Annotated in this window: 16 protein-coding genes; 4 read left to right on the forward strand and 12 right to left on the reverse strand. The window is 69.4% G+C overall.

Features of this window, described 5'->3' with window-relative positions; all coding sequences use genetic code 11:
- Positions 1 to 6 precede the first annotated feature (6 nt).
- The 12 genes from ACLD0U_RS02805 to ACLD0U_RS02860 form a co-directional block, all read right to left on the reverse strand.
- Positions 7 to 1,230, reverse strand: coding sequence for an alpha-hydroxy acid oxidase (locus tag ACLD0U_RS02805; RefSeq protein ID WP_179411467.1), 1,224 nt, complete (start codon positions 1,228 to 1,230; stop codon positions 7 to 9).
- On the reverse strand, positions 1,227 to 1,952 hold the full coding sequence (locus ACLD0U_RS02810; RefSeq protein WP_410339768.1) for an ABC transporter ATP-binding protein: 726 nt from the start codon (positions 1,950 to 1,952) through the stop codon (positions 1,227 to 1,229). The genes ACLD0U_RS02805 and ACLD0U_RS02810 overlap by 4 nt, the downstream gene beginning before the upstream one ends.
- Positions 1,945 to 3,666 (reverse strand): ATP-binding cassette domain-containing protein, encoded by a 1,722-nt coding sequence (locus ACLD0U_RS02815; protein WP_206550262.1) that lies wholly within the window; start codon positions 3,664 to 3,666, stop codon positions 1,945 to 1,947. Before ACLD0U_RS02815 ends, ACLD0U_RS02810 begins: the two co-directional genes overlap by 8 nt.
- The gene (locus tag ACLD0U_RS02820) at positions 3,666 to 4,544 is read right to left on the reverse strand and encodes a branched-chain amino acid ABC transporter permease (RefSeq protein WP_179411464.1); all 879 of its coding nucleotides are present in this window, start codon (positions 4,542 to 4,544) and stop codon (positions 3,666 to 3,668) included. Before ACLD0U_RS02820 ends, ACLD0U_RS02815 begins: the two co-directional genes overlap by 1 nt.
- Before the next feature lie 25 nt (positions 4,545 to 4,569).
- On the reverse strand, positions 4,570 to 5,742 hold the full coding sequence (locus ACLD0U_RS02825; protein WP_179411463.1) for an ABC transporter substrate-binding protein: 1,173 nt from the start codon (positions 5,740 to 5,742) through the stop codon (positions 4,570 to 4,572).
- A gap of 236 nt (positions 5,743 to 5,978) precedes the next feature.
- On the reverse strand, positions 5,979 to 6,335 hold the full coding sequence (locus tag ACLD0U_RS02830; RefSeq protein ID WP_179411462.1) for a Fe-S protein: 357 nt from the start codon (positions 6,333 to 6,335) through the stop codon (positions 5,979 to 5,981).
- 53 nt (positions 6,336 to 6,388) lie between these two features.
- A complete protein-coding gene (gene ribH / locus ACLD0U_RS02835) occupies positions 6,389 to 6,862 on the reverse strand; it encodes a 6,7-dimethyl-8-ribityllumazine synthase (RefSeq protein ID WP_179411461.1) in 474 nt (157 codons plus the stop codon).
- Positions 6,859 to 8,127, reverse strand: a complete 1,269-nt coding sequence (gene ribA, locus ACLD0U_RS02840; RefSeq protein WP_410339769.1) for a GTP cyclohydrolase II — start codon at positions 8,125 to 8,127, stop codon at positions 6,859 to 6,861. The genes ribH and ribA overlap by 4 nt, the downstream gene beginning before the upstream one ends.
- A complete protein-coding gene (locus tag ACLD0U_RS02845; RefSeq protein WP_410339770.1) occupies positions 8,124 to 8,759 on the reverse strand; it encodes a riboflavin synthase in 636 nt (211 codons plus the stop codon). Before ACLD0U_RS02845 ends, ribA begins: the two co-directional genes overlap by 4 nt.
- Positions 8,759 to 9,808, reverse strand: a complete 1,050-nt coding sequence (gene ribD / locus ACLD0U_RS02850; protein WP_410339771.1) for a bifunctional diaminohydroxyphosphoribosylaminopyrimidine deaminase/5-amino-6-(5-phosphoribosylamino)uracil reductase RibD — start codon at positions 9,806 to 9,808, stop codon at positions 8,759 to 8,761. The genes ACLD0U_RS02845 and ribD overlap by 1 nt, the downstream gene beginning before the upstream one ends.
- Positions 9,809 to 10,067: 259 nt before the next feature.
- The gene (locus tag ACLD0U_RS02855) at positions 10,068 to 10,931 is read right to left on the reverse strand and encodes an Fpg/Nei family DNA glycosylase (protein WP_410339772.1); all 864 of its coding nucleotides are present in this window, start codon (positions 10,929 to 10,931) and stop codon (positions 10,068 to 10,070) included.
- 238 nt (positions 10,932 to 11,169) lie between these two features.
- Positions 11,170 to 11,739 carry a GNAT family N-acetyltransferase gene (locus ACLD0U_RS02860; protein ID WP_410339773.1) on the reverse strand — a complete coding sequence of 190 codons (570 nt, stop codon included), beginning with the start codon at positions 11,737 to 11,739 and terminating at the stop codon, positions 11,170 to 11,172.
- A gap of 72 nt (positions 11,740 to 11,811) precedes the next feature.
- On the opposite strand from ACLD0U_RS02860, the gene ACLD0U_RS02865 reads away from it, so the two are divergent.
- From ACLD0U_RS02865 to cydC, 4 genes are all read left to right on the forward strand, one after another.
- The gene (locus ACLD0U_RS02865; protein ID WP_410339774.1) at positions 11,812 to 12,729 is read left to right on the forward strand and encodes an EamA family transporter; all 918 of its coding nucleotides are present in this window, start codon (positions 11,812 to 11,814) and stop codon (positions 12,727 to 12,729) included.
- 81 nt (positions 12,730 to 12,810) lie between these two features.
- Positions 12,811 to 16,365: a transcription-repair coupling factor gene (gene mfd / locus ACLD0U_RS02870; RefSeq protein WP_410339775.1), complete on the forward strand. Its 3,555-nt coding sequence runs from the start codon at positions 12,811 to 12,813 to the stop codon at positions 16,363 to 16,365.
- A 39-nt stretch (positions 16,366 to 16,404) separates the two neighbouring features.
- Positions 16,405 to 17,211, forward strand: a complete 807-nt coding sequence (locus ACLD0U_RS02875; RefSeq protein ID WP_410339776.1) for an alpha/beta fold hydrolase — start codon at positions 16,405 to 16,407, stop codon at positions 17,209 to 17,211.
- Positions 17,212 to 17,256: 45 nt separating this feature from the next.
- Positions 17,257 to 20,691: a thiol reductant ABC exporter subunit CydC gene (gene cydC / locus ACLD0U_RS02880; protein ID WP_410339777.1), complete on the forward strand. Its 3,435-nt coding sequence runs from the start codon at positions 17,257 to 17,259 to the stop codon at positions 20,689 to 20,691.
- Positions 20,692 to 20,705: the final 14 nt, after the last annotated feature.

Raw genomic sequence — 20,705 nt, forward strand, 5'->3', positions numbered from 1 at the left:
GCCGGGTCAGCCCAACCGCACCCGCCCACGCAGCTCGTTCACCGTCGACACGCCCGACAGCTGCATGGTGCGCACCGCTTCGGCGCGCATGATCTGCAGCATCCGATCCACCCCGCGCTCGCCGCCGGCCATCAGGCCATACAGGTACGCGCGGCCGACCATGCAGGCATCCGCACCCAGTCCGACGGCTGCGAGCACGTCGGCACCCGAGAGAATGCCCGTGTCAAGGAAGATCTCGGTGCGGTCACCGACCGCCGAGGCGACCTCGGGCAGCAGCCGCAGGGGAGTGGGCGCCCGGTCGAGCTGACGTCCGCCGTGGTTGGAGACCACCAGGGCATCGGCTCCGGCATCCACCACCCGCTCCGCGTCCGCGACCGACTGGATGCCCTTGACGACCAGCTTGCCGTCCCACTCCTCGCGCAGCCAAGCGAGGTCCTCGATCTTCAGACTCGGGTCGAACATCTTCGTCGCCAACTCTGCGACCGTGCCGTCGAACGAGCGCAGGCTGGCGAACTCGATCGGATCGGTGGTGAGGACGTTGAACCACCACGACGGATGCCAGGCCATGTCCCACATCGTCTTGAGATTCAGCGTCGGCGGGATGGTCAGCCCGTTGCGCGCATCCCGGAGTCGGTTTCCTGCGACGGGCGTGTCGACCGTCAGCACCAGCGTGTCGTAGCCGGTGCGGCGCGCTTCGTCGATGAGCTGCCGCGTGCCGTCGCGGTCCTTCCACAGGTAGAGCTGGAACCAGTTGGCGCCGTCCGGGACGGCGCCGCGCAGCTCACCCGGCGAGGTCGTCCCCATGGTCGATAGCGTGTACGGCACGCCGGCACGGGCCGCAGCCCGCGCGACGGCGATCTCGCCCTCGTGGTGCATCATGCGCGTGAACCCGGTGGGCGCCATGATCAGCGGGAACGAGGCGCGCGCTCCCAGGATCGTCGTGGAGGTGTCGACCTCGGCCACGTCGTGCAGTACGCGCGGCTCGAACTCGACGCCCGCGAACGCCTGCCGGGCACGGGCGATGCTCAGTTCGTCCTCGGCGGCGCCGTGGACGTAGTCGAAGACAGGGCGGGGAGTCGTGCGTCGCGCGATGCGCGCGAGGTCCTTCACCGACAGTGCCTGGGCGAGGCGGCGATCGACGCCGTTCCAAACCGGGCGACGGAATCCCAGCAACGGTGCGACGGCGCCCCAGGTGGGGATGCGGCGGGCGATGCGACGTCGGTCGGTCATTCCTTCTCCCGTCCGGTGCCCAGGTACGCCTGGATGATGTCGTCGTCGGCCAGCAGCGCCTCGGATGCCCCGGAACGGACGATCTCGCCGTTCTGCAGCACGTGCCCCTCGCTGGCCGCCTGCAGCGCACGACGGGCGTTCTGCTCGACGAGCAGCACGGTCGTGCCTCCGGCGAGCACCTCGTCGATCACGCCGAAGACCTCGTTGACGATCTTCGGTGCGAGCCCCATCGAAGGCTCATCCATCAGGATCAGCTTCGGACGCGCAAGCATCGCCCTGGCGATCGCCAGCATCTGTTGCTCACCGCCCGAGAGCGAACCGGCGGCGAGCTTGCGGCGCTCGCCGAGCACCGGGAACCGCTGGTACATCTCGTCGATGCCCGCGCTCGCACCGGCGCCGCAGAAACGGGCCCCCAGCTGCAGGTTCTCGGCGATGGTCATCGTCGCCAGAATCTGCCGACCCTCGGGTACCTGCACCAGGCCACGGGGCACGAGGTGGTGCGACTTCGACTTGGTGACGTCGACGCCGTCGAACACGATCTTGCCGGCCGACGGCTTGACCACACCGGCGATCGCATTGATGACCGATGACTTGCCGGCCCCGTTGGCACCGACGAGCGTGACCAGCGACCCAGGCGCGACGTCGAACGAGATGCCGCGGACGGCGTGCACGCGCCCGTACGAAACCGACAGGTCGGTGACGCTCAGCAGCGGATCAGTCATTGCTCTCCTCCGAACGAGCGACGGGCGTCGAGGTGTGCGGCGCGGAACTCTCGTCGGCGGCGCCCAGGTAGGCCTCGATGACGCGCTCGTCCGCGGCGATCTCGGCGGGCGTGCCGTCAGCGAGCACCTCACCGAAGTTCAACACGATGATGTGGTCGCACGTGTCGAGCACCATGCCGACGTTGTGCTCGATGAAGATGATCGTCAGACCATCGTCGGTGAGCGAGCGGATCAGCTCGGAAAGCCCCTCGGCTTCGACATGGTTCATGCCCGCGGCCGGTTCGTCGAGGATGAGCAGCGAAGGGTCGGCAGCCAGAGCGCGCGCGATCTCGAGCCGACGCTGGTCGCCGTAGGACAGGCCCTTGGCGGTGACATCGGCCTTATCGAGCAGGCCGACGCGGCGCAGGCAGCGGGCGGCGTGCTCGAGCGCGAGACGCTCGTCGCGGCGCGCCGACGGCAGCCACAGCAGACGGCGCAGGAAGGTCGGCTTCGCGACCAGGTGCGCACCGATCAGCACATTCTCGAGCGCCGTCAGCCGGTTGAACAGCTTCGAGTGCTGGAACGTGCGGGTGACACCCGCAGCCGCGATCTTGTGTACTGGCGTGCGCCCGATCGGCACGCCCAGCACCGTCGCCGAACCCGACGACGGCGGGGTCAGGCCGCTGATCATGTTCACCAGCGTGGTCTTGCCCGCACCGTTGGGGCCGATCAGACCGACCACGTCTCCACTGCGCACGGTGAGGTCGACACCGCGCACGGCGTGCACGCCGCCGTACTCCTTCGACAACCCCTTCAGCTCGGCGATGACCTCGCCCTTGGCGGGGTGCATGCGGCCGACGAACGGCTCGCCGCTGTCGAGCGTCGACACATCGATCCGCTGCTTGCGACGGGGGATGAGGCTGGCGATACCGCCCGGCAGGTACAGGATGACCAGCAGCAGCAGCAGGCTCGAGATGAACGGGCGGATCCACCCCGCCTCGATACCGATCACCCGCTGCAGCTCGGGCAGCAGCGTCTGGAAGCCGCTGCCGAGGATCGGGCCCAGGAAGTTGGCGGTGCCGCCGACCACGGCAGTGACCAGGCCGTCGATCGCCTTCTCGAACGCGAAATCCTCGGGGGCGATCAGCCGCAGGTAGTAGGCCCACATAACGCCGTACAGACCGGCGATGACGCCGGCCGCGACGAATGCGCTCAGCCGGTGCCCGCCGACGTTGATGCCGATCGAGCGCGCGGCGAGCTCATCCTCGCGGATCGCGTCCAGCGCCCGGCCATAGCGCGAACGCGCCTGCCGCCAGAACCAGTACGCGACCACCAGCAGGATGATCCACGCGGCCGCCGGGTTCATGATCTTGGGTACCGGCATGCCCTGAGCCCCGCCGGTCCATTCGGCATTGAGCAGGAAGATGCGGATGGCCTCGGCCGCGCCGAGCGTGGCGATCGCCAGGAAGACACCGCGCAGGCGCATGGTGGGAAGACCGAGGACGACGGCGGCGGCAGCACCGACCAGCATGCCGACAGTGATCGCGAACAGCAGTGTGGGGATCGGCCCCCACACCGTCGGCGCCGGCGTGATCGCCGCCGCGGTGAATGCGGCCAGGCCCGCGAACCCGGCCTGCGCCAGGCTCAGCTGGCCGGCGATGAGCACCGCGTAGAACGAGAACGCGAAGACCCCGTTGAGCGCGATGAAGACGAGCGTGGATTCGGTGAACAGCATCAGACCTCACGCACCTTCCGCTTGCCGAACAGACCCTGCGGACGCACCAGCAGGATGAGGAACAGCAGGGCGAAGGCGATCAGATCTCGCCAGCTCGAGCCGACGTACTGGATCGCGAAGACCTCGGCGACGCCGAGGATCAGACCGCCCACGAGTGCGCCGGGCAAGGACCCCATGCCGCCGACGATGATCACCGCCAAGCCCTTCAACTCGATCGCGGTGCCCATACCCAGTTGGGCGCTGTTCACACTGAGCGCGAACAGCACACCCGCCACCGCACCCAGTGCCGTCGAGATCGCGAACGTCGTCGCCGTGACCCGGTCGACGTTCACGCCGAGAACCCGGGCGGCGCCCGGGTTCTCGGCGACCGCGCGCATGGAACGCCCCAGAGAGGAGCGCCCCACCAGCACGGTCAGCCCGATCATCAGTCCCAGAGAGACCGCGACGATCACGATCTGCAGCACGCTGGCGGTCACGCCGGCACCGAAGTCGATCGTCTCGGCCGGCACGGTGTCGGCAGGGAACCGGCGCGTGTTCGGACCGAACACCGCCTGCAGCAGCGCGATGAGCATGCCACCGACCGCGATCGACGAGATCAGACCGGCGAAGTGCGCGTCGGGGCGATCCTTCAGCGGCCGGAACGCGATGCGCTCGATCAGAAGGCCCAGGAGCGCGCCGAAAGCGAACACGATCACCAGGACCAGGGCGATGGGCATGTCGAACGACTCGGTCAGCCAGATGCCGAAGAACGCCGAAGCGGCAAACGCGGCCGGGTGAGCCAGATTGAGTCGGTCGAGGATCCCGAACACCAACGTGAAACCGATGGCGAACAGGGCGTATATCGACCCGAGGAACAGGCCGTTCAACAACTGCTGCATGGGGAGTCTCTCTGCGTTGCGGCGATCAGTTCAGGACGGTGAACTTGCCGTCCTTCACGATCTGCACGACGGCCGGGTGCTCGGCGTCGCGGTCGCTGTTGATGCTGATCGCGCCGAGCGGCGTCGCCAGGTCGGTCACCTGGGTCAGGCCCGACTGCACGTCGGAACGCTCGCCCGAGCAGTTGGTGCGCACGGCGTGGTCGATGACCAGCAGCCCCGAGTACGCCTGCGCGGCGAACTGGTCGGGAGCCGAACCGAACTTCTCTTCGAAGTCGGCCATGAAAGCGGTGTTCTCGGGGCTGTCCGACGCGGAGTTCCACGCGGCACCCACGATGACGCCCTCGGCGGCCTCGCCGGCATCAGCCATCAGCTGCGGGTTGTTGAAGCCGTTGCCGCCGATGATCGGCTGGTCGATGCCCAGCTCGCGCGCCTGGGTCACCAGCGGGATAGCCGCCTCGATCAGGGCCGAGACGACGATGGCATCCGGGTTCTGCTGCTTCGCGGCCGTCAGCAGGCTGCGGAAGTCGGTGTCCTTGACCGAGAACGTGAGCGTGTCGAGCACCTCGACGCCCTCGTCATCCAGCGCCGACTGCATGACCTCGACACCCGACTCGGTGAACGCGTCGTCGTTGCTGTACATCACGACGACCTTCTCAAGGCCCAGGTTCTGCTTGGCGGCGGCGATCGTCTGCGGGATCACCTGAGCCTCGGTGAGCGAGTCGCGGAAGACGAAGTCACCCTGTGCGGTGATGCCCGTGGCGGTGTTCGAGATCGCGAGCACGGGAACGCCGGACTCCTGCGCGATGGGCTGCGCCTGGAACGCCGTGTTCGACAGGGTCGGGCCGATGATGGCGCTCGATCCCGCCGAGACGAAGCCCTCGAAGACGCTGATGGCCTGGCGCGGGTCGGTGCCGTCGTCCTCGACGGTGAGATCGTATGCGACGCCGTCCTTCTCGTTGAGGTGCTCCAGCGCGAGCTCGAGACCCATCTGCTGCGACTCGCCGTAGCTCGCCGCCCCACCGGTCAGGCTGAGCGCAGCACCCACGGGGACGGTCGCGTCGATGACGCAGCTGTCACCGCTGCCCGAGCCCTTCAGACCCTCGGCCGATGCGCCGCCGCCGGTGTCGCTGCTACTGCAGCCGGCGAGCACCAGAACGGAAGCGGACAGGAAAACAGCAGAACTGAGCAGCTTGCGCATGGGGATTCCAATCAGCGAGGCACACGGATTGCAGGGGAGTTCGCCGAAGGGGGCGAGTACAAGACGTTGTGCTCACCGGGCGCGCGCGTCAGCCTCATCGATGCGCGCGAAATCGGCGTTGGATCGAGCCTAGTGGGGGTCGCGGCCACCGGATGCCACACGACACGGATGTTACCGAGGCATAGCTGTAGCCCCGGAGCGTCGGGCGCTCCGGGGCTACAGCCGCGCTCAGCGGATCACCAGAGGACGGCGAGTCCCGCGTTCGTCAGCGTCAGGATGCCGATGCCCCAGAACAGAGCGGGCGGAACCGCGCCGTGCTTCTTCTGGCGCGCCTGGCCGATGCCCAGGAACGCGCCGATGACCAGCAGGATGACCAGCTTGACGCCGATCTTCATGTGGTTGAGCTCGGCGCCTTCGGGCATGCCCCAGGGGGCGGCGAGAGCGAGCCCCGCCACAGCCGCAATCGAGATGCCGATGTGCATCAGACGGGTCACTTCGCGCTTGCCGCCGAAGGCCTGCACGGCCCAGGCGCCGAACAGCACGGCGAAACCGATCAGGTGGATGAATACAACGATGTGCCGCAGGGTCTCCATGACCCCAGAGTAGCCATCCGCGAAAGAGAGTGGGATCTGCTACGCGGCGCGTATCAGCCGCGCAGCTCCCGCACCACCAGAGCAGTGCGCACGGCAGCATCCGCGGCCTCGGCGCCCTTGTCCTCCTTCGAGCCTTCCAGTCCTGCCCGGTCGAGGCCCTGCTGCTCGTCGTCCAGGGTGAGCAGTCCGAAGCCGACCGGCTTGCCGGCATCCAGCGATACCCGGTTCAGTCCATCGGTGGCTGCCGCCGAGACGTACTCGAAGTGCGGGGTGCCACCGCGGATGATCACGCCGAGCGCGACGACGGCATCCGCACCACCGGCGAAGGCGGCCTGCGCGGCGACTGCGAGCTCGAACGAGCCCGGCACGCGCACCAGCGAGTGCTCGGCTCCGGCGGCATCCAGCACGCGCTGGGCTCCGGCGATCAGGCCGTTCGAGATCGTCTCGTGCCAGGTGCCTGCGATCACGACGATGCGAAGACCGCTTCCGTCGATGGGTGCGGCGGCGGGGGCTCCGGCGTGGCTCATGCGTGGTCCTTTCCCTGCGCGAGCGCCTCGGCCAGCTCGGCTTCGCCGATGATGTGGCCCATGCGGTCGCGCTTGGTCTCGAGGTACTGGTGGTTGTTGGGGCCGACTCCGACGATCAGCGGCACCTGCTCGACGATATCGAGTCCGAGTTCGCGCAGCTTGTTCACCTTGTCGCTGTTGTTGGTCAGCAGGCGCACACGCGAGACACCGAGGTCGGTGAGGATGCCGGCGGCTGCCGCGTAGTCGCGGGCGTCGGCCGGCAGACCGAGGGCGAGATTGGCGTCGACCGTGTCGAGGCCCTCCTCCTGCAGGCTGTAGGCGCGCAGCTTGTTGATCAGCCCGATGCCGCGGCCCTCATGACCGCGCATGTAGATGACCACACCGCCCTCGTCGTCGATGCGATCGAGCGCCGACTGCAGCTGCGGGCCGCACTCGCACTTCAACGAACCGAACGCCTCACCCGACAGGCACTCCGAGTGCACCCGCACCAGAGCCGTCTCACCGAGCGTGCCCGAGACGATGGCGAGGTGATCGGTGCCCGTGACGCGGTCCTTGTACGCGAGCATGCGGAACGTGCCGTGCGCGGTGGGCACGGTGGCGTCAGCGCGCAGGCTCACCCGACGGTGCGGGGTGTGCGGTGCATCGGCGTCGAGCGGCTCATGCTTGTCGAGATGCGCGATCATCTGCTCGATCGTGATCACCGGAACATTGTCGCGAGCACCGAGCTCGAGCAGACCGGGCAGGCGCATCATGCTGCCGTCCTCGTCGACGACCTCGGCGATCGCGCCGACCGGTCGCAGACCGGCCATGCGCATCAGTTCGACGGCGGCCTCGGTGTGCCCCGCGCGCTCGCGCACGCCGCCGTCCACCGCGCGCAACGGCAAGATGTGACCGGGGCGGATGATGCTCGAACTGATCGAGTCGGGGTTGGCCAGCACGTTCAGAGTGAGTGCGCGATCGTGCGCGCTGATTCCGGTGGTCACGCCTTCGGCAGCATCCACGCTGACGGTGTACGCCGTCGACCGGGCATCTTCATTGGCCTCGACCATCGGCGGCAGGTTCAGGTGATCGGCGAGGTCGGCCGGCATCGGCGCGCAGATCAGCCCCGACGTCCAGCGCACCATCCACGCCATCACCTCGGGGGTGGCGAGCTCGGCCGAGATGATGATGTCGCCCTCGTTCTCGCGGTTCTCGTCGTCGGCGACGATCACCGGGCGGCCGGCGCGCAGCGCGTCGAGCGCGTCGGAGATGGGGGAAAGGCTCATCGCGAGCCTCCTTCCGGGTGGGAACGGAACGCCAGCAGGCGTTCGACGTGTCGGGCGAGGATGTCGGTCTCGAGGTTCACGGTGTCGCCCGCTTCGAGCGCGCCGAGCGTGGTGGCATCCAAGGTCTCGGGGATCAGCGACACCTCGAACCAGTGCCCGTCCGTGGCGGCTGAGGGCTCGCTCACGGCGCTCACGGTGAGCGACGTGCCGGCCACGCCGATCGACCCCTTGTCGACCACCAGCGGTGCGAGCTCGGCGGGCAGGCCGATGCGCAGCACCCGCCACTCGGCGCCGGGACGCACCTCGGCCACTGTGCCGATGCCATCGACGTGTCCCTGCACGATGTGTCCGCCCAGACGCGCACCCACTGGCATCGCCTTCTCGATGTTCACCCGGGTGCCGACCTGTGCGTCGGCGATCGCCGACACATCGAGCGTCTGCCGCATCACATCGGCGTCGAACGTGTCCTCGGTCGAGCCGACGACCGTCAAGCACACGCCGCTCACCGCGATGGACTCGCCATGGACGGCATCCGATGCGGCCTTGGGAGCGCGCACGGTGAGACGCCAACCGTCGCCCGAGGGCGCGATCGCGGCGATCTCGCCGATCTCTTCGATGATTCCGGTGAACATCAGCTTCCTTCCGGTGGGGAGACAGAGTCGACGCGCGTGGCGACGGGACGCGCCACGGCGAGCAGGTCGGCGCCGAGCGGAATCCACTCATCGACCCGAAGGCGGCGGGCGTCGCCGATCGTGGCGACGCCGATATCGGTCAGTGCCAGGCGGTCCCCGCCCAGCAGCACAGGGGCGATGTAGGCGAGCACACTGTCGGCCAGGCCCGCGGCGACGAACGCGCTGGCGAGCGTCGGTCCGCCCTCCACGAACACGCGCTGCACGCCGCGTTCGCCGAGCGCGGCGACGACGGCGGTGACGTCGTGCGTGGCGAAGAACAGAGGAGCGTGCGGATGCCGGTGCACGGTGGCATCCGAAGGTGTCGGCCGCGTTCCGATCACGACCGGCACCGGCTGGCGGGTGTGCAGGGCATCGCCGTCGCGTGCGGTGAGCGCGGGGTCGTCCGCGAGCACGGTTCCGGTGCCGACGACGATCGCGTCGGCCGCCGCGCGACGTCGGTGCAGGTCAGCACGCGCCTCGGGTCCGGTGATCCACTGGCTGGTGCCATCGGATGCCGCGGCCCGGCCGTCCAGACTCTGCGCCCACTTCACAGTGACGTGTGGGCGGCCCAGCCGTTGCAGCTCCAGCCAGTCGGTGATGAGGTCGTGGGCAGCGCCGGCCTGCTCGCCCGACACCACCTCGATACCGGCGGTGCGCAACCGTTCAGCGCCACCACTGGACTCGGCGCCCGGATCGTCGAGCGCGTAAACGACACGCGTGACTCCGGCATCAATCAGCGCCTGTGCGCACGGGCCGGTGCGACCGGTGTGGTTGCAGGGTTCGAGAGTGACCACGGCGGTGGCCCCGCGGGCGGCATCCGCTGTCAGCTTCGAGAGCGCGTCGACTTCGGCGTGCGCCGTGCCGGCGCCGCGGTGCCAGCCCTCGGCGAGCGTCTCACCGGAGGGGGAGAGGATGACCGCACCCACCTGCGGGTTCAGTCCGCGCGGGCCGCTCGTCGCGATCTCGAGCGCGCGGCGCATCGCGGTGCGCTCGGTCTCGGTCACTGCCATCGGTCATCCTTCTCTGGGATTCCGGGGACGGCAGCGAACGCGCACACGCGTTGCTCGTGCTGCCTCTCTTCCGGACTAGCGAGCTTCGCTCGCATCACCGTCGGTTCCGGATTTTCACCGGATCGGCGCCTGTCGCCAGGCGTTCGCGGACTGTCACCGCCGGTTCGGATTCTCACCGACCCCGGAGCACGTTGATGCTCAGAGTCTACTCAACGCCGCGCGTGCGATTGCATTCCCGCGAATCAACATTCCGGGGTTCTCATTTCAACAGCCGCGACAGGCGCCGGTCGGCGAGCACCTTGCCGCCCGTCTGGCACGTCGGGCAGTACTCCAGGCTGCGGTCGGCGAAGAACACACTGCGCACCTCGTCTGCGCAGACGGGGCAGGCCTGCCCTCGTCGTGCGTGCACCCGGAAGCCCGACCGCTTCGTATCCTTCAGATCGGCCGGGGGTTTTCCGGCGGCCTCGTCGATCGCCGTGCGCAGAGTAGTCTGCATCGCCTCGTACAGCCGATCGACATCGGCGTCGTCCAGGTTCGCCGCGGGTGCGTACGGCGACATCTTCGCGGCATGCAGAATCTCATCGCTGTAGGCATTGCCGATGCCCGCGATCAGACCCTGATCGCGCAGCAGCCCCTTGATCTGCGTGCGGCGGCCGGCCAACACGGCCGCGAACGCCTCCCGCGTGAACGCCGGGTCGAGCGGGTCGGGGCCCAGGCGCGCGATGCCGGGCACATCGAGCGGATCGCGCACCACCGAGACGGCGAGCGACTTCTTCGTGCCCGCCTCGGTCAGATCGAACCCGCTGCCGTCGTCGAGCGCGATGCGCAGGGCTATCGGACTCTTGCCCGGTTTGATGAGAGTCGTGGGCAGGTTCTCGTACCACCGCAGCCAGCCCGCCTTCGCCAAATGGACGACGAGGTGCAGCTGATCGCCGAGTGCGAGGTCGATGAACTTTCCGTGCCGGGCAGCGCCCGTGATCATGGCGCCCTGCAGCGCCGTGATCGGTGGGTCGAAGGTCTTCAGTGCGGCGATCGCCGAGACGCTCGCGCGCGTTATCGCTCGCCCCGTGGCGCGCTCGCCGAGGAAGTCGACCAGTCCCTGCACCTCCGGCATTTCGGGCATGCGGTCATCCTGGCACGCCCCGCCGACACGCGTCGAGACCCCCTTCACCTCCTCACGTGCCTCCCCACGAGGGGTCAAGAAATGTCGTGTGCGCACGCCCCAACTGCGCATTTTTTGACCCCTCGTGGGAGGAGGGAGCCACAGGGGAGAGCGTCAGCGCACGAGGGGTCAACAAATGTCGCGTGCGCACGCCCGGACTGCGCGTTTCTTGACCCCTCGTGGGGAGGGGGAGAGCACCTCAGGAGGAGAGCACCGGCCAGGGCACGGGGGTGCGATCGTCGGATGCCAGCAAGCCGGCCACCCAGCCGTCGTCACGCCCACGTGGACTCGTCAGGCCCTGCCGCACCAGCCCCTCGTAGCGGAAGCCGAGCGCCCGCGCCGTGCGGGCCGACGGGGTGTTGCCGACGACTGCGCGCCAGGCAAGCCGGGCCAGCTTCAACTCGTCGAACGCGAAGTCGACGACGGCGCGGGCGGCCTCGGTCATGATGCCCTGGCCACGGAAGGCCGCGATACCCCAGTAGCCGATCTCGGCCTCTCCGCCGTGCGGATGCGTCGTGATCCGGTGCAGCCCGACCATGCCGGCCAGCTCGCCGTCCTTGCGGATCGCCCACACCGTCTCGACGCCATCGGCCCACCATCCACTGACGAGGTCGATGAACTCGACGGCGTTCTGCCGCGAGTACGGGCTGGGGATGGTCGTCCAGCGCGGCACCTCGGGGTCTTGACAGCCCGCGGTGATCGCGTCGGCGTCGGCCTCGGTCGGGATGCTGAGGACGAGTCGTTCTGTGCGCAGGGCCACCGGTTCCATCGCGCCAGCGTAGCGGGCGCGCGAGTAGAATCAGGAACGCGGCTGTCAGCCGTTATCAGGGGAGGACGAGCCGTGGTCGTGCAGCGGTCATCGCCGCGAGGCGTGCTGTTCTCGCTGCTGGCATCGACCATCTTCGCCGGCATGTTCTACCTCGCCGGTTTCGTCAGCTCGTCCGCCGAGGTCGTCTTCGCCTGGCGCGTGCTGCTCACCGCCGTCTGCTACGCCGCGGCGCTGCTGCATCCCGCGGCCCGTCGCGCCGTCGCGGTGCTGTGGCGCCGACTGCGCACGCGGTGGTGGATGCCCCTGCTGAGCCTGCTGCTGGCCGCGATCGTCGGTGCACAGCTGTGGTTGTTCATGTGGGCGCCGATGCACGGGCACGGCCTCGATACCGCGTTGGGGTTCCTGCTGTTGCCGATCTGTCTCGTGCTCGGCGGCCGCTTTCTGCTGCACGCGCACGTCAGCACGGCGCAGTGGGTCGTCGTCGGTTTGGCCGCCGTCGCGGTCGCCGTCAAGTTGATCGCCACGCCTGCCCTGTCGTGGGTGACGCTCATGGTCTGCATTCCCTACACGGTGTACTTCGTGTTGCGCCAGCGGTTCGGGCTCGACGGTGCGATGGTCTTCGGTCTTGAGACCGCGTTGCTGTCGCCGCTCGCGGTGGCGCTGCTGGCGCTGGCCGAGCCGATGCAGCCGACCGCGGTAGAGGTCGCGGCGCTCGCCGCGATCGGTGTGGGCAGTGCCGTGGCGATGACGTTCTACCTGGGTGCGTCGTCGCTGCTGTCGATGCCGGTGTTCGGGCTCCTCGGCTACGCCGAGCCGGTGATGCTCGTCGGGGTGGCGCTGTTGCTGGGAGAGCGGATGCAGGGAGCGGATGCCCTGGTCTACGGCATCCTCGCGGTCGCCCTGGCGATCCTCGCAGTCGAGGGGTTCCGCGCGACGCGGCGCCCTCGGTCGGCGTCGGGGGCGGACCCCGAGGCGATCGGGCCGCGCTGACAGCGTGCGCTGCCGGCGAGGGCGGATGCCCGCGCTGACGTCGGATGCCCGCGATGTCGGCGCTCCGCGTAGACTTCTCCGGTGACTGTTCCGGGGATTCTGCGCGCCTTGGAAGAGGCGAACCTGTACCGTGACGCCCTCACCTGGGCGCAGACCGATGCCGATATCTCCGCCGTCGACGGACTCGACGTGCCGATCGTGGCGGGACTGCTGCACAAACGCGCAGCGTCCGGCAAACCGGCATCCGCTCTCATCGTCACCCCCACGGGCCGGCGCGCGGAGTCGGTCGCGACGGCGCTGGAGGCCTACCTCGCCGATGCTGAGGTGCTGACCTTCCCCGCGTGGGAGACCCTGCCGCACGAGCGCCTGAGCCCCAGCCCCGACACCGTCGGGCGGCGCTTGGAGACGCTGCGCCGCATCACCACCTGGAGTGGGGAGAAGCCGCTCGTCGTGGTCGCGTCGGTGCGCGCCGCACTGCAGCCGTTGGCCGCGAACCTGGGCGACGCAGCGCCGTTGGAACTCGCCGTGGGCGGTCGCGGACTCGAGCTCGAAGGCGCTGTCGAGCAGTTGGTCGAGCGTGCCTACACGCGGGTCGACATGGTGTCGCGCCGTGGTGAGTTCGCGGTGCGCGGTGGCATCCTCGACGTCTTCCCGCCCACCGCTGACCACCCGGTGCGGGTGGAGTTCTTCGGTGATGAGATCGACCAGATCCGCGCGTTCTCGGTCGCCGACCAGCGGTCACTACCCGGCGATGTCGCCGGGGTGTCGCTGCCCGCGAGCCGTGAGCTGCTGCTGACCGCTGAGGTGCGCGAGCGCGCGGGCGCCCTGGTGGCGGGGTTCCCGGCGATCGGCGGAATGCTCGAGAAGATGTCGGAGGGCATTCCGGTCGAGGGGATGGAGTCGCTGCTGCCGGCTGTCGCCGGCCCGTTGGTGACGCTTGCCGAGTACCTGCCCGCAGGGTCTGCCACGGCCGTGATCGACCCCGAGCGCGCCAGCGCGCGGGCGCAGAATCTGGGCGAGACGAACCGCGAGTTCCTGGATGCGGCGTGGAGCGCGGCGACCTCGGGCGCCTCGGCTCCGATCGACCTCGGCGCTGGTGATTTCATCTCGCTGGCCCGGCTGCGTGAGATCGTCCGTGACCGGGACGGCGTGTGGTGGCGGCTGAGCCCGTTCGCGACCGATGACGACGATGCCGCCAACCTCGACTCGTCGGTGATCCCGTCATTCCACGGCAACGTCGACGGGGCGATCGCGTTCGTCGAATCCAAGCTCGCCGAGAAGTGGCGCGTGGTCATCGTCGCCTCGGGGCAGGGGCTGGTCGAGCGGGCGCGCGACGTGCTCAGCGACCGCGGGCTCGCCGCGCGCATCGTCGACGATCTCGTCGACGCCCCCGAGGGTGGTGTGGCGTCGATCGCCGCCGCGACGATCGAGTCGGGATTCCAGGTGCCGGATGCCCGGCTCGCCGTGCTCACCGATAACGAGTTCTACGGCCGCACCGTCGGCGGCGATCAGCGGATGGTCAAGAAGCTGGCGTCGCGTCGTCGCAACGTCGTCGATCCGCTGCAGCTGAAGCCCGGCGACCACGTGGTGCATGCCACGCACGGCATCGGGCGCTTCGTCGAGATGGCGCAGCGCGAGGTGTCCAGCGGCGGCCGCAACGCCGTCAAGACCACACGTGACTATCTGGTGCTCGAGTACGCGCCTGCCAAGCGCGGCTACCCGGGCGACAAGTTGTTCGTGCCCACCGATCAGCTCGATCTGCTCTCGAAGTACGTCGGCGGCGAAGCCCCGACGCTGTCGAAGATGGGCGGGAGTGACTGGGCCGCGGCCAAGGGCAAGGCGCGCCGCGCGGTACGCGACATCGCCGTCGAACTGGTGAAGCTTTACTCGGCGCGCATGAGCGCGAAGGGGCACGCCTTCGGCCCCGACACGCCCTGGCAGCGCGAACTCGAAGAGGCCTTCCCGTTCGCCGAGACCCACGACCAGTTGCAGACGATCGATGAGATCAAGGCCGATATGGAACGGCCGATCCCGATGGACCGTCTGCTGTCGGGCGATGTGGGCTTCGGTAAGACCGAGGTCGCCGTCCGTGCTGCCTTCAAGGCGATCCAGGAGGGCAAGCAGGTCGCCATGCTCGTGCCGACCACGCTGCTGGTCAAGCAGCACCTTGAGACGTTCACCGAGCGTTTCGCCGGATTCCCGGTCAAGGTGCGCCCCCTGTCGCGTTTCCAGACCGACAAAGAGGCCCGGCTCACCCTGCAGGGACTCGTCGACGGTTCGGTCGACATGGTCATCGGCACGCATCGTGTGCTCACCGATCAGGTGATCTTCAAGGACCTCGGTCTGATGATCATCGACGAGGAGCAGCGCTTCGGCGTCGAGCACAAGGATGCCCTCAAGAAGATGAAGACGAACGTCGACATCCTCGCCATGAGCGCCACGCCGATCCCACGCACGCTCGAGATGGCCGTCACCGGCATCCGCGAGATGTCGACTCTGCAGACGCCGCCCGAGGACCGGCATCCGATCCTGTCGTTCGTCGGGGCGCGCAGCGACAAGCAGATCGCGGCGGCGATCCGCCGCGAGATTCTGCGCGAGGGTCAGGTGTTCTTCGTGCACAACCGCGTGCAGTCGATTCAGCGGGTCGCGGCCGAGCTCGCCGAGTTGGTGCCCGAGGCACGCATCGCCGTCGCACACGGCAAGATGGGCGAGCACCAGCTCGAGCAGGTCGTCGACGACTTCTGGGAGCGCAAGTACGACGTGCTCGTCTCGACCACGATCATCGAGACCGGTCTCGACATCTCCAACGCCAACACGATCATCATCGACCGCGCCGACAAGTACGGTCTGTCGCAGTTGCATCAGCTGCGTGGTCGCGTGGGTCGCGGACGCGAGCGCGCCTACGCATACTTCCTGTACGACGACGTTAAGCCGCTCAGCGAGACGGCCGCCGATCGCCTGCAGACCATCGCCGTCAACAACGACCTCGGTTCGGGTATGCAGGTCGCGCTGAAGGACCTCGAGCTGCGCGGTGCCGGAAACCTCCTGGGCGCCGAGCAGGCCGGTCACATCGCCGGTGTCGGATTCGACCTGTACCTGCGCATGATCGGCGAGGCCGTGGCGACGTTCCGCGGCGAGGACACCTCGGGCGAGACCGAACTGCGTCTTGAACTGCCCGTCGACGCGCGCATCCCCGAGTACTACATCGACAGTGAGCGCCTGCGCCTGGAGGCCTACCAGAAGCTGTCGGCCGCGGCCGGTGCGGGGGCGGCCGACGATGCGATCGATCTGGTCGTCGAAGAGCTGGTCGACCGGTACGGGGCGTTCCCCGACGAGGTGTCGACGCTGGTGAAAGTGGCGCGGCTGCGTCGCCGTGCGGCGAAGGCCGGCCTGTCGGATGTCGTCGCGATGGGCTCCAACCTGCGCATCGCCCCGGCACGCTTCGAGGACTCGATGAAGGTGCGTCTGCAGCGGCTGTATCCGAAGGCCAAGCTCGTGGGCGGGGGAGAGGCGCTTGTCGTGCCGATGCCGACCGCTGATGCGGGTTCGGATCAGACCGATCAGCTCATCGACTGGGTCGGGAACCTGTTCACCGCGATGTTCCCCGAACCCGTGAAAGCCGCAACCGCCGGCTAGGGCTGGTATGGCCGGTCGGGCGTGGTCTACGGTCGGAGCATGATCGCCGTCGATCGCACGCTGCACCGTCCCGGCGCGGAAGTGCGTTTTCACGACAGCGGCGGACGTGGGCGCGCAGTGGTGCTGCTGCACGGTGCGGGCATGGACCACACGATGTTCCGCGCGCAGGCGCACGCGGCCATCGCGATGGGGCACCGCGTCGTGCTGTGCGACCTGCGCGGTCATGGCGATTCCGAGCTGGGTACCGGGGTGCGCTTCACCGCGGCGGATGCCCTCGCCGACCTCATGGCACTCCTGGAGACCCTGGAACTCGATCGGCCCGTGCTCGTGGGGCACTCGCTGGGCGGCAATCTCGCGCAGGCGTTCGTGCGCGAGCATCCGGAGCGCGCGGGCGGGCTGATCGTCGTCGACGCGACCTGGAACGCCGGGCCTCTCACCGGGCGGGAGCGCTTCGCGCTCGCGCTCGCGGCCCCGGTGCTGGCGCTGATCCCCGCGTCACGATTGCCGCGGGTCATGGCGAGGGCGTCGGCGGTCGAGCCCGGCGCCGTCGAAGAGATCGAACGGATTTTCCATCGGATGCCGAAGAAGCGCTTCATGGACGTGTGGCGCGCCACGGCATCCTTCGCCGATCCCGATCCGCAGTACCGCACCCCGGTGCCGCTCGCTCTGATCCGCGGTGCGCGGGACAGCACCGGCAACATCGCTACGGCGATGCCGGCTTGGGCGGCGTTCGAGGGTGTGGCCGAGAGAATCGTCCCTGGCGCGGGCCACGTCGTCACGTGGGATGCCCCCGAGAGCAGCACGCGCGCGTTGGTGAGCGCGCTCGCCGAGGTCGGTGAGGCATGAACATACCGGCCGGGACGTGATTTCTACGCACTGTAGAATCGTCGCGTGAGCGTACAGCCGATCCCGAACGACCCGTGGGCCCTTGAAGCGGCCCGAGCCGCTCAGGCCCCCGGCTTCCGCCGCCCCGATCTCGGGCCCGTGCCGAAGCGCTCGTTGTACAGCCTGGGCGTGCTCGCCGCCGCACGCGCGGCCGGACTCGTGCTGATCGCCGAGGCCGTCGCCCGTGGTATCGCCGGGCTCGCGTCGGGCGGGCTCGCGCCGTCGACCGTGCAACTCGTCCTGGTGCTCGGCCTGGCCGGCGTACTGCTGCGCACCGGAGGGGAATGGGCCACCACCGTCGTCGCGCGCCGCGTCGCGACCGCCGTCAAGCGCGACCTGCGTCGGCAGATCTGGCGCCGCATCGCCGCGGGCGACCGCGCCGGCGGGGGCACGGCCGTGCTGGCATCCGACGCGCTCGACGATCTCGACGACTACTACACGCAGTCGCTGCCGGCTCTCGTATCGGCCGCCGTCATCCCACTGCTGGTGGGCCTGCGCATCTTGGGCGCCGACTGGCTGAGCGCTCTCATCATCGTGCTCACGGTGCCGCTGGTGCCGCTGTTCATGGTGCTGATCGGAAAGCACACGCAGCAGCGCACGGACGCTGCTCTCAACGCCCTGACCCGCCTCGCCGACCATCTCACCGAGCTCGCGCGCGGCCTGCCCGTGCTCGTCGGGCTCGGGCGCATCGATGAGCAGACCCGCGCGCTGGACGGCATCCAGAGCCGCTACCGTGCGCGCACCGAAGAGACACTGCGCTGGGCCTTTCTCTCGGCGCTCGCCCTGGAACTGATCGCGACGATCTCGGTGGCGATCGTCGCCGTGTTCCTCGGACTGCGGCTGCTCAACGGCACGATGGAGCTCGAGCCGGCACTGCTCGCCCTGATCCTCGCGCCGGAGTGCTTTCAGGCTCTGCGCGACGTCGGTACGGCGTTCCACGCCTCGCAGGACGGACTGTCTGCGCTCGACCGCGCCAAGGCGCTGCTCGCGCGTCCGTTCGCGCGCGATGCGCGCACCGCGACGGCGGATGCTGACGCCATCCACCTGGACGCACTCGCCGTGCGCTACGCCGGCCGCACCGAACCCGCGCTGCGAAGCGTCACCGCCGAACTGACCGGGATCGTCGCCGTCACCGGTCCCAGCGGTGCCGGCAAGTCGACGCTGCTGGGCGCGCTCGCCGGGGTGCTGCCCGTCGACACCGAGGTCTCGGGCGCCATCGAGGGCATCACGGCGGATGCCGTCGCGTGGGCGCCGCAGGCACCGCGCGCCTTCGCTGCGACGCCCCGCGATGAGCTCGCCCTGTACGGTGCCGGGCCGGCCGGGTTGGACGAGCTGGGATTGGGGGCTCTCGCCGATGCCGCCGTCGCCGAGCTGAGCCCCGGCGAGTTGCGTCGCCTCGCGGTCGCGCGAGCGCTGGCGCGAGTGGATGCCGGGGCTCGACTGCTCGTTCTGGATGAGCCCACCGCACACCTTGACAGCGACTCCGCCGAGCGCGTGCGCCGGGCGGTGCTGCGCCGCGCCGACCGGTGCACCGTCGTCTTCGCCAGCCATGAGGCCGAGACTCTGGCCCTGGCGACACAGCGGGTGCCGGTCGTCTCGACCGAGGACGATTCGGCCGTATCGCCGGTGCTCGGCGCAGCGCAGAACACCCCGGCATCCGCGTCTGTGGCATCCGATTCTGTGGCATCCGATTCTGCGGAAGCACTTCCCGTGGCATCTGTCCCGGGGGCGACCGGCGCATCCTCTGCGGAGGGCGCCACCGCGCCCCCGCGGAGTCAGCCCGGCCGGCGCGGCCTCACGCTGCGCTCGCTGTTGCGCCCGCACGCCTGGCTCTGGGCCGGCGCGGTCGGCCTCGCCGCACTCGCGGCCGGACTTGCCGCGGCGCTCACCGCCGTGTCGGGATGGCTGATCGTGCGCGCCAGCGTCGAGGAGTACATCATGTACCTGCTCGTCGCCATCGTCGCCGTCCGTGCCTTCGGTATCGGGCGGGCAGCCGGCCGCTACGCCGAACGACTCGTCACGCACCGGGCGGCGTTCCTCGTCGTTGACGACCTTCGCCTGCGCCTGTGGAAGGCGATCGCGGCGCGCGGCGCCGGCTCGCGCCGCCTGCTCGAAGGGGGCGCGCCCCTCGACTACCTCGTCACCCTCGCCGATGATCTGCGTGATCAGCTTCCGCGGGTGATCCCGCCGATCGGCGCCGGGCTGCTGGTGATCGCCGGAACGATCATCACCACGGCATACGTCACCCCGCACCTGACCATGCTCGTCGCACTCGTGCTGCTCGGTGCGGTCGCGCTGGCATCCGTGCTCGCCATCGCCGGAGAGCGACGCGCCGGCACCGCGCGCATCGCCGCCAGATCGGCGATCGTGCGCGGCACCTCGGCACTGGCATCCGCCGCCGACGACCTGCGCGGCAACGGTGTCGCCCGGCACGCGCTGGATGACCTGAACGCCGCCGCCGACGAACTCGCTGACGCCGAGCGGCGCGCCGCCTGGTCGGCGGGGCTGGGAGCGGCGGTGGTGACCGCCGCCACCGCGATCCTCGCCGTGCTGGTTCCCGTGCTGTCGCCCGGCGTCCCCGCCGAACTGGTGTCGGTGATCGCCCTGCTCGCGCTCGGTGTGCTCGAGCCGCTCGCCGAACTGGTGTCGGCGGTGCAGCGCACGCCCACGCTGCGTGCGCTGATCCGCCGTCTCGATCCGATCCTGCGGCCCGCACCCGTGGCCGAGTGGGGCGCGCAGAGCCCCGGCGAGATCGCCCGGGTCGGGTTGGAGCACATCACCATCCGCTACGCCGGAGCGGCGACGCCCGCGGTGCAGGACATCAGCGGTGCCGCCGAACGTGGACGGTGGCTGGTGATCGACGGGCCCTCCGGATCCGGGAAGTCGACCATCCTCTCGGCCGTGATGGGGTCGCTGCCGGTTGAAGCGGGCAGCATCCGCGCGGGGGAGTACCCCCTCACGCAACTGGATGAGCGCGGGTGGCGAGACCGCGTGGCCTGGTGCCCGCAGGACGCCTATGTGTTCGACTCGACGCTGCGGGGCAATCTGCTGCTGTCACGGTCGCGCGACGACGCGCCCGATGACGCCCTCATGCAACAGGCGCTGGAACGGGCCGGACTCACGCGCCTGCTCGACGGGCTCTCCGACGGGCTCGACACGCGCGTCGGCGCGGGCGGGTCGGCCCTGTCGGGTGGGGAGCGCCAGCGGCTCGCTGTGGCGCGTGCCCTGCTCACCCGGGCGGATGTCATCCTGCTCGACGAGCCGACCGCGCACCTGGACGAGCCCACGGCGGCGGCGATGATGGCCGACGTGCGCGCGGCGACGACCGATCGCATCGTGATGCTCGTCTCGCACCGCGCGGCCGACCGGCAGCCGGGGGACTCGGTCGTGCGTCTGAGCAGCGAGACGATCTCGCGGCCGATCGTCGAGCGCGTCGGCTAACGGCCCTTCGCGCG

The sequence above is a fragment of the Microbacterium sp. 2216-1 genome, from assembly GCF_046507855.1.
Classification (GTDB): domain Bacteria; phylum Actinomycetota; class Actinomycetes; order Actinomycetales; family Microbacteriaceae; genus Microbacterium; species Microbacterium esteraromaticum_C.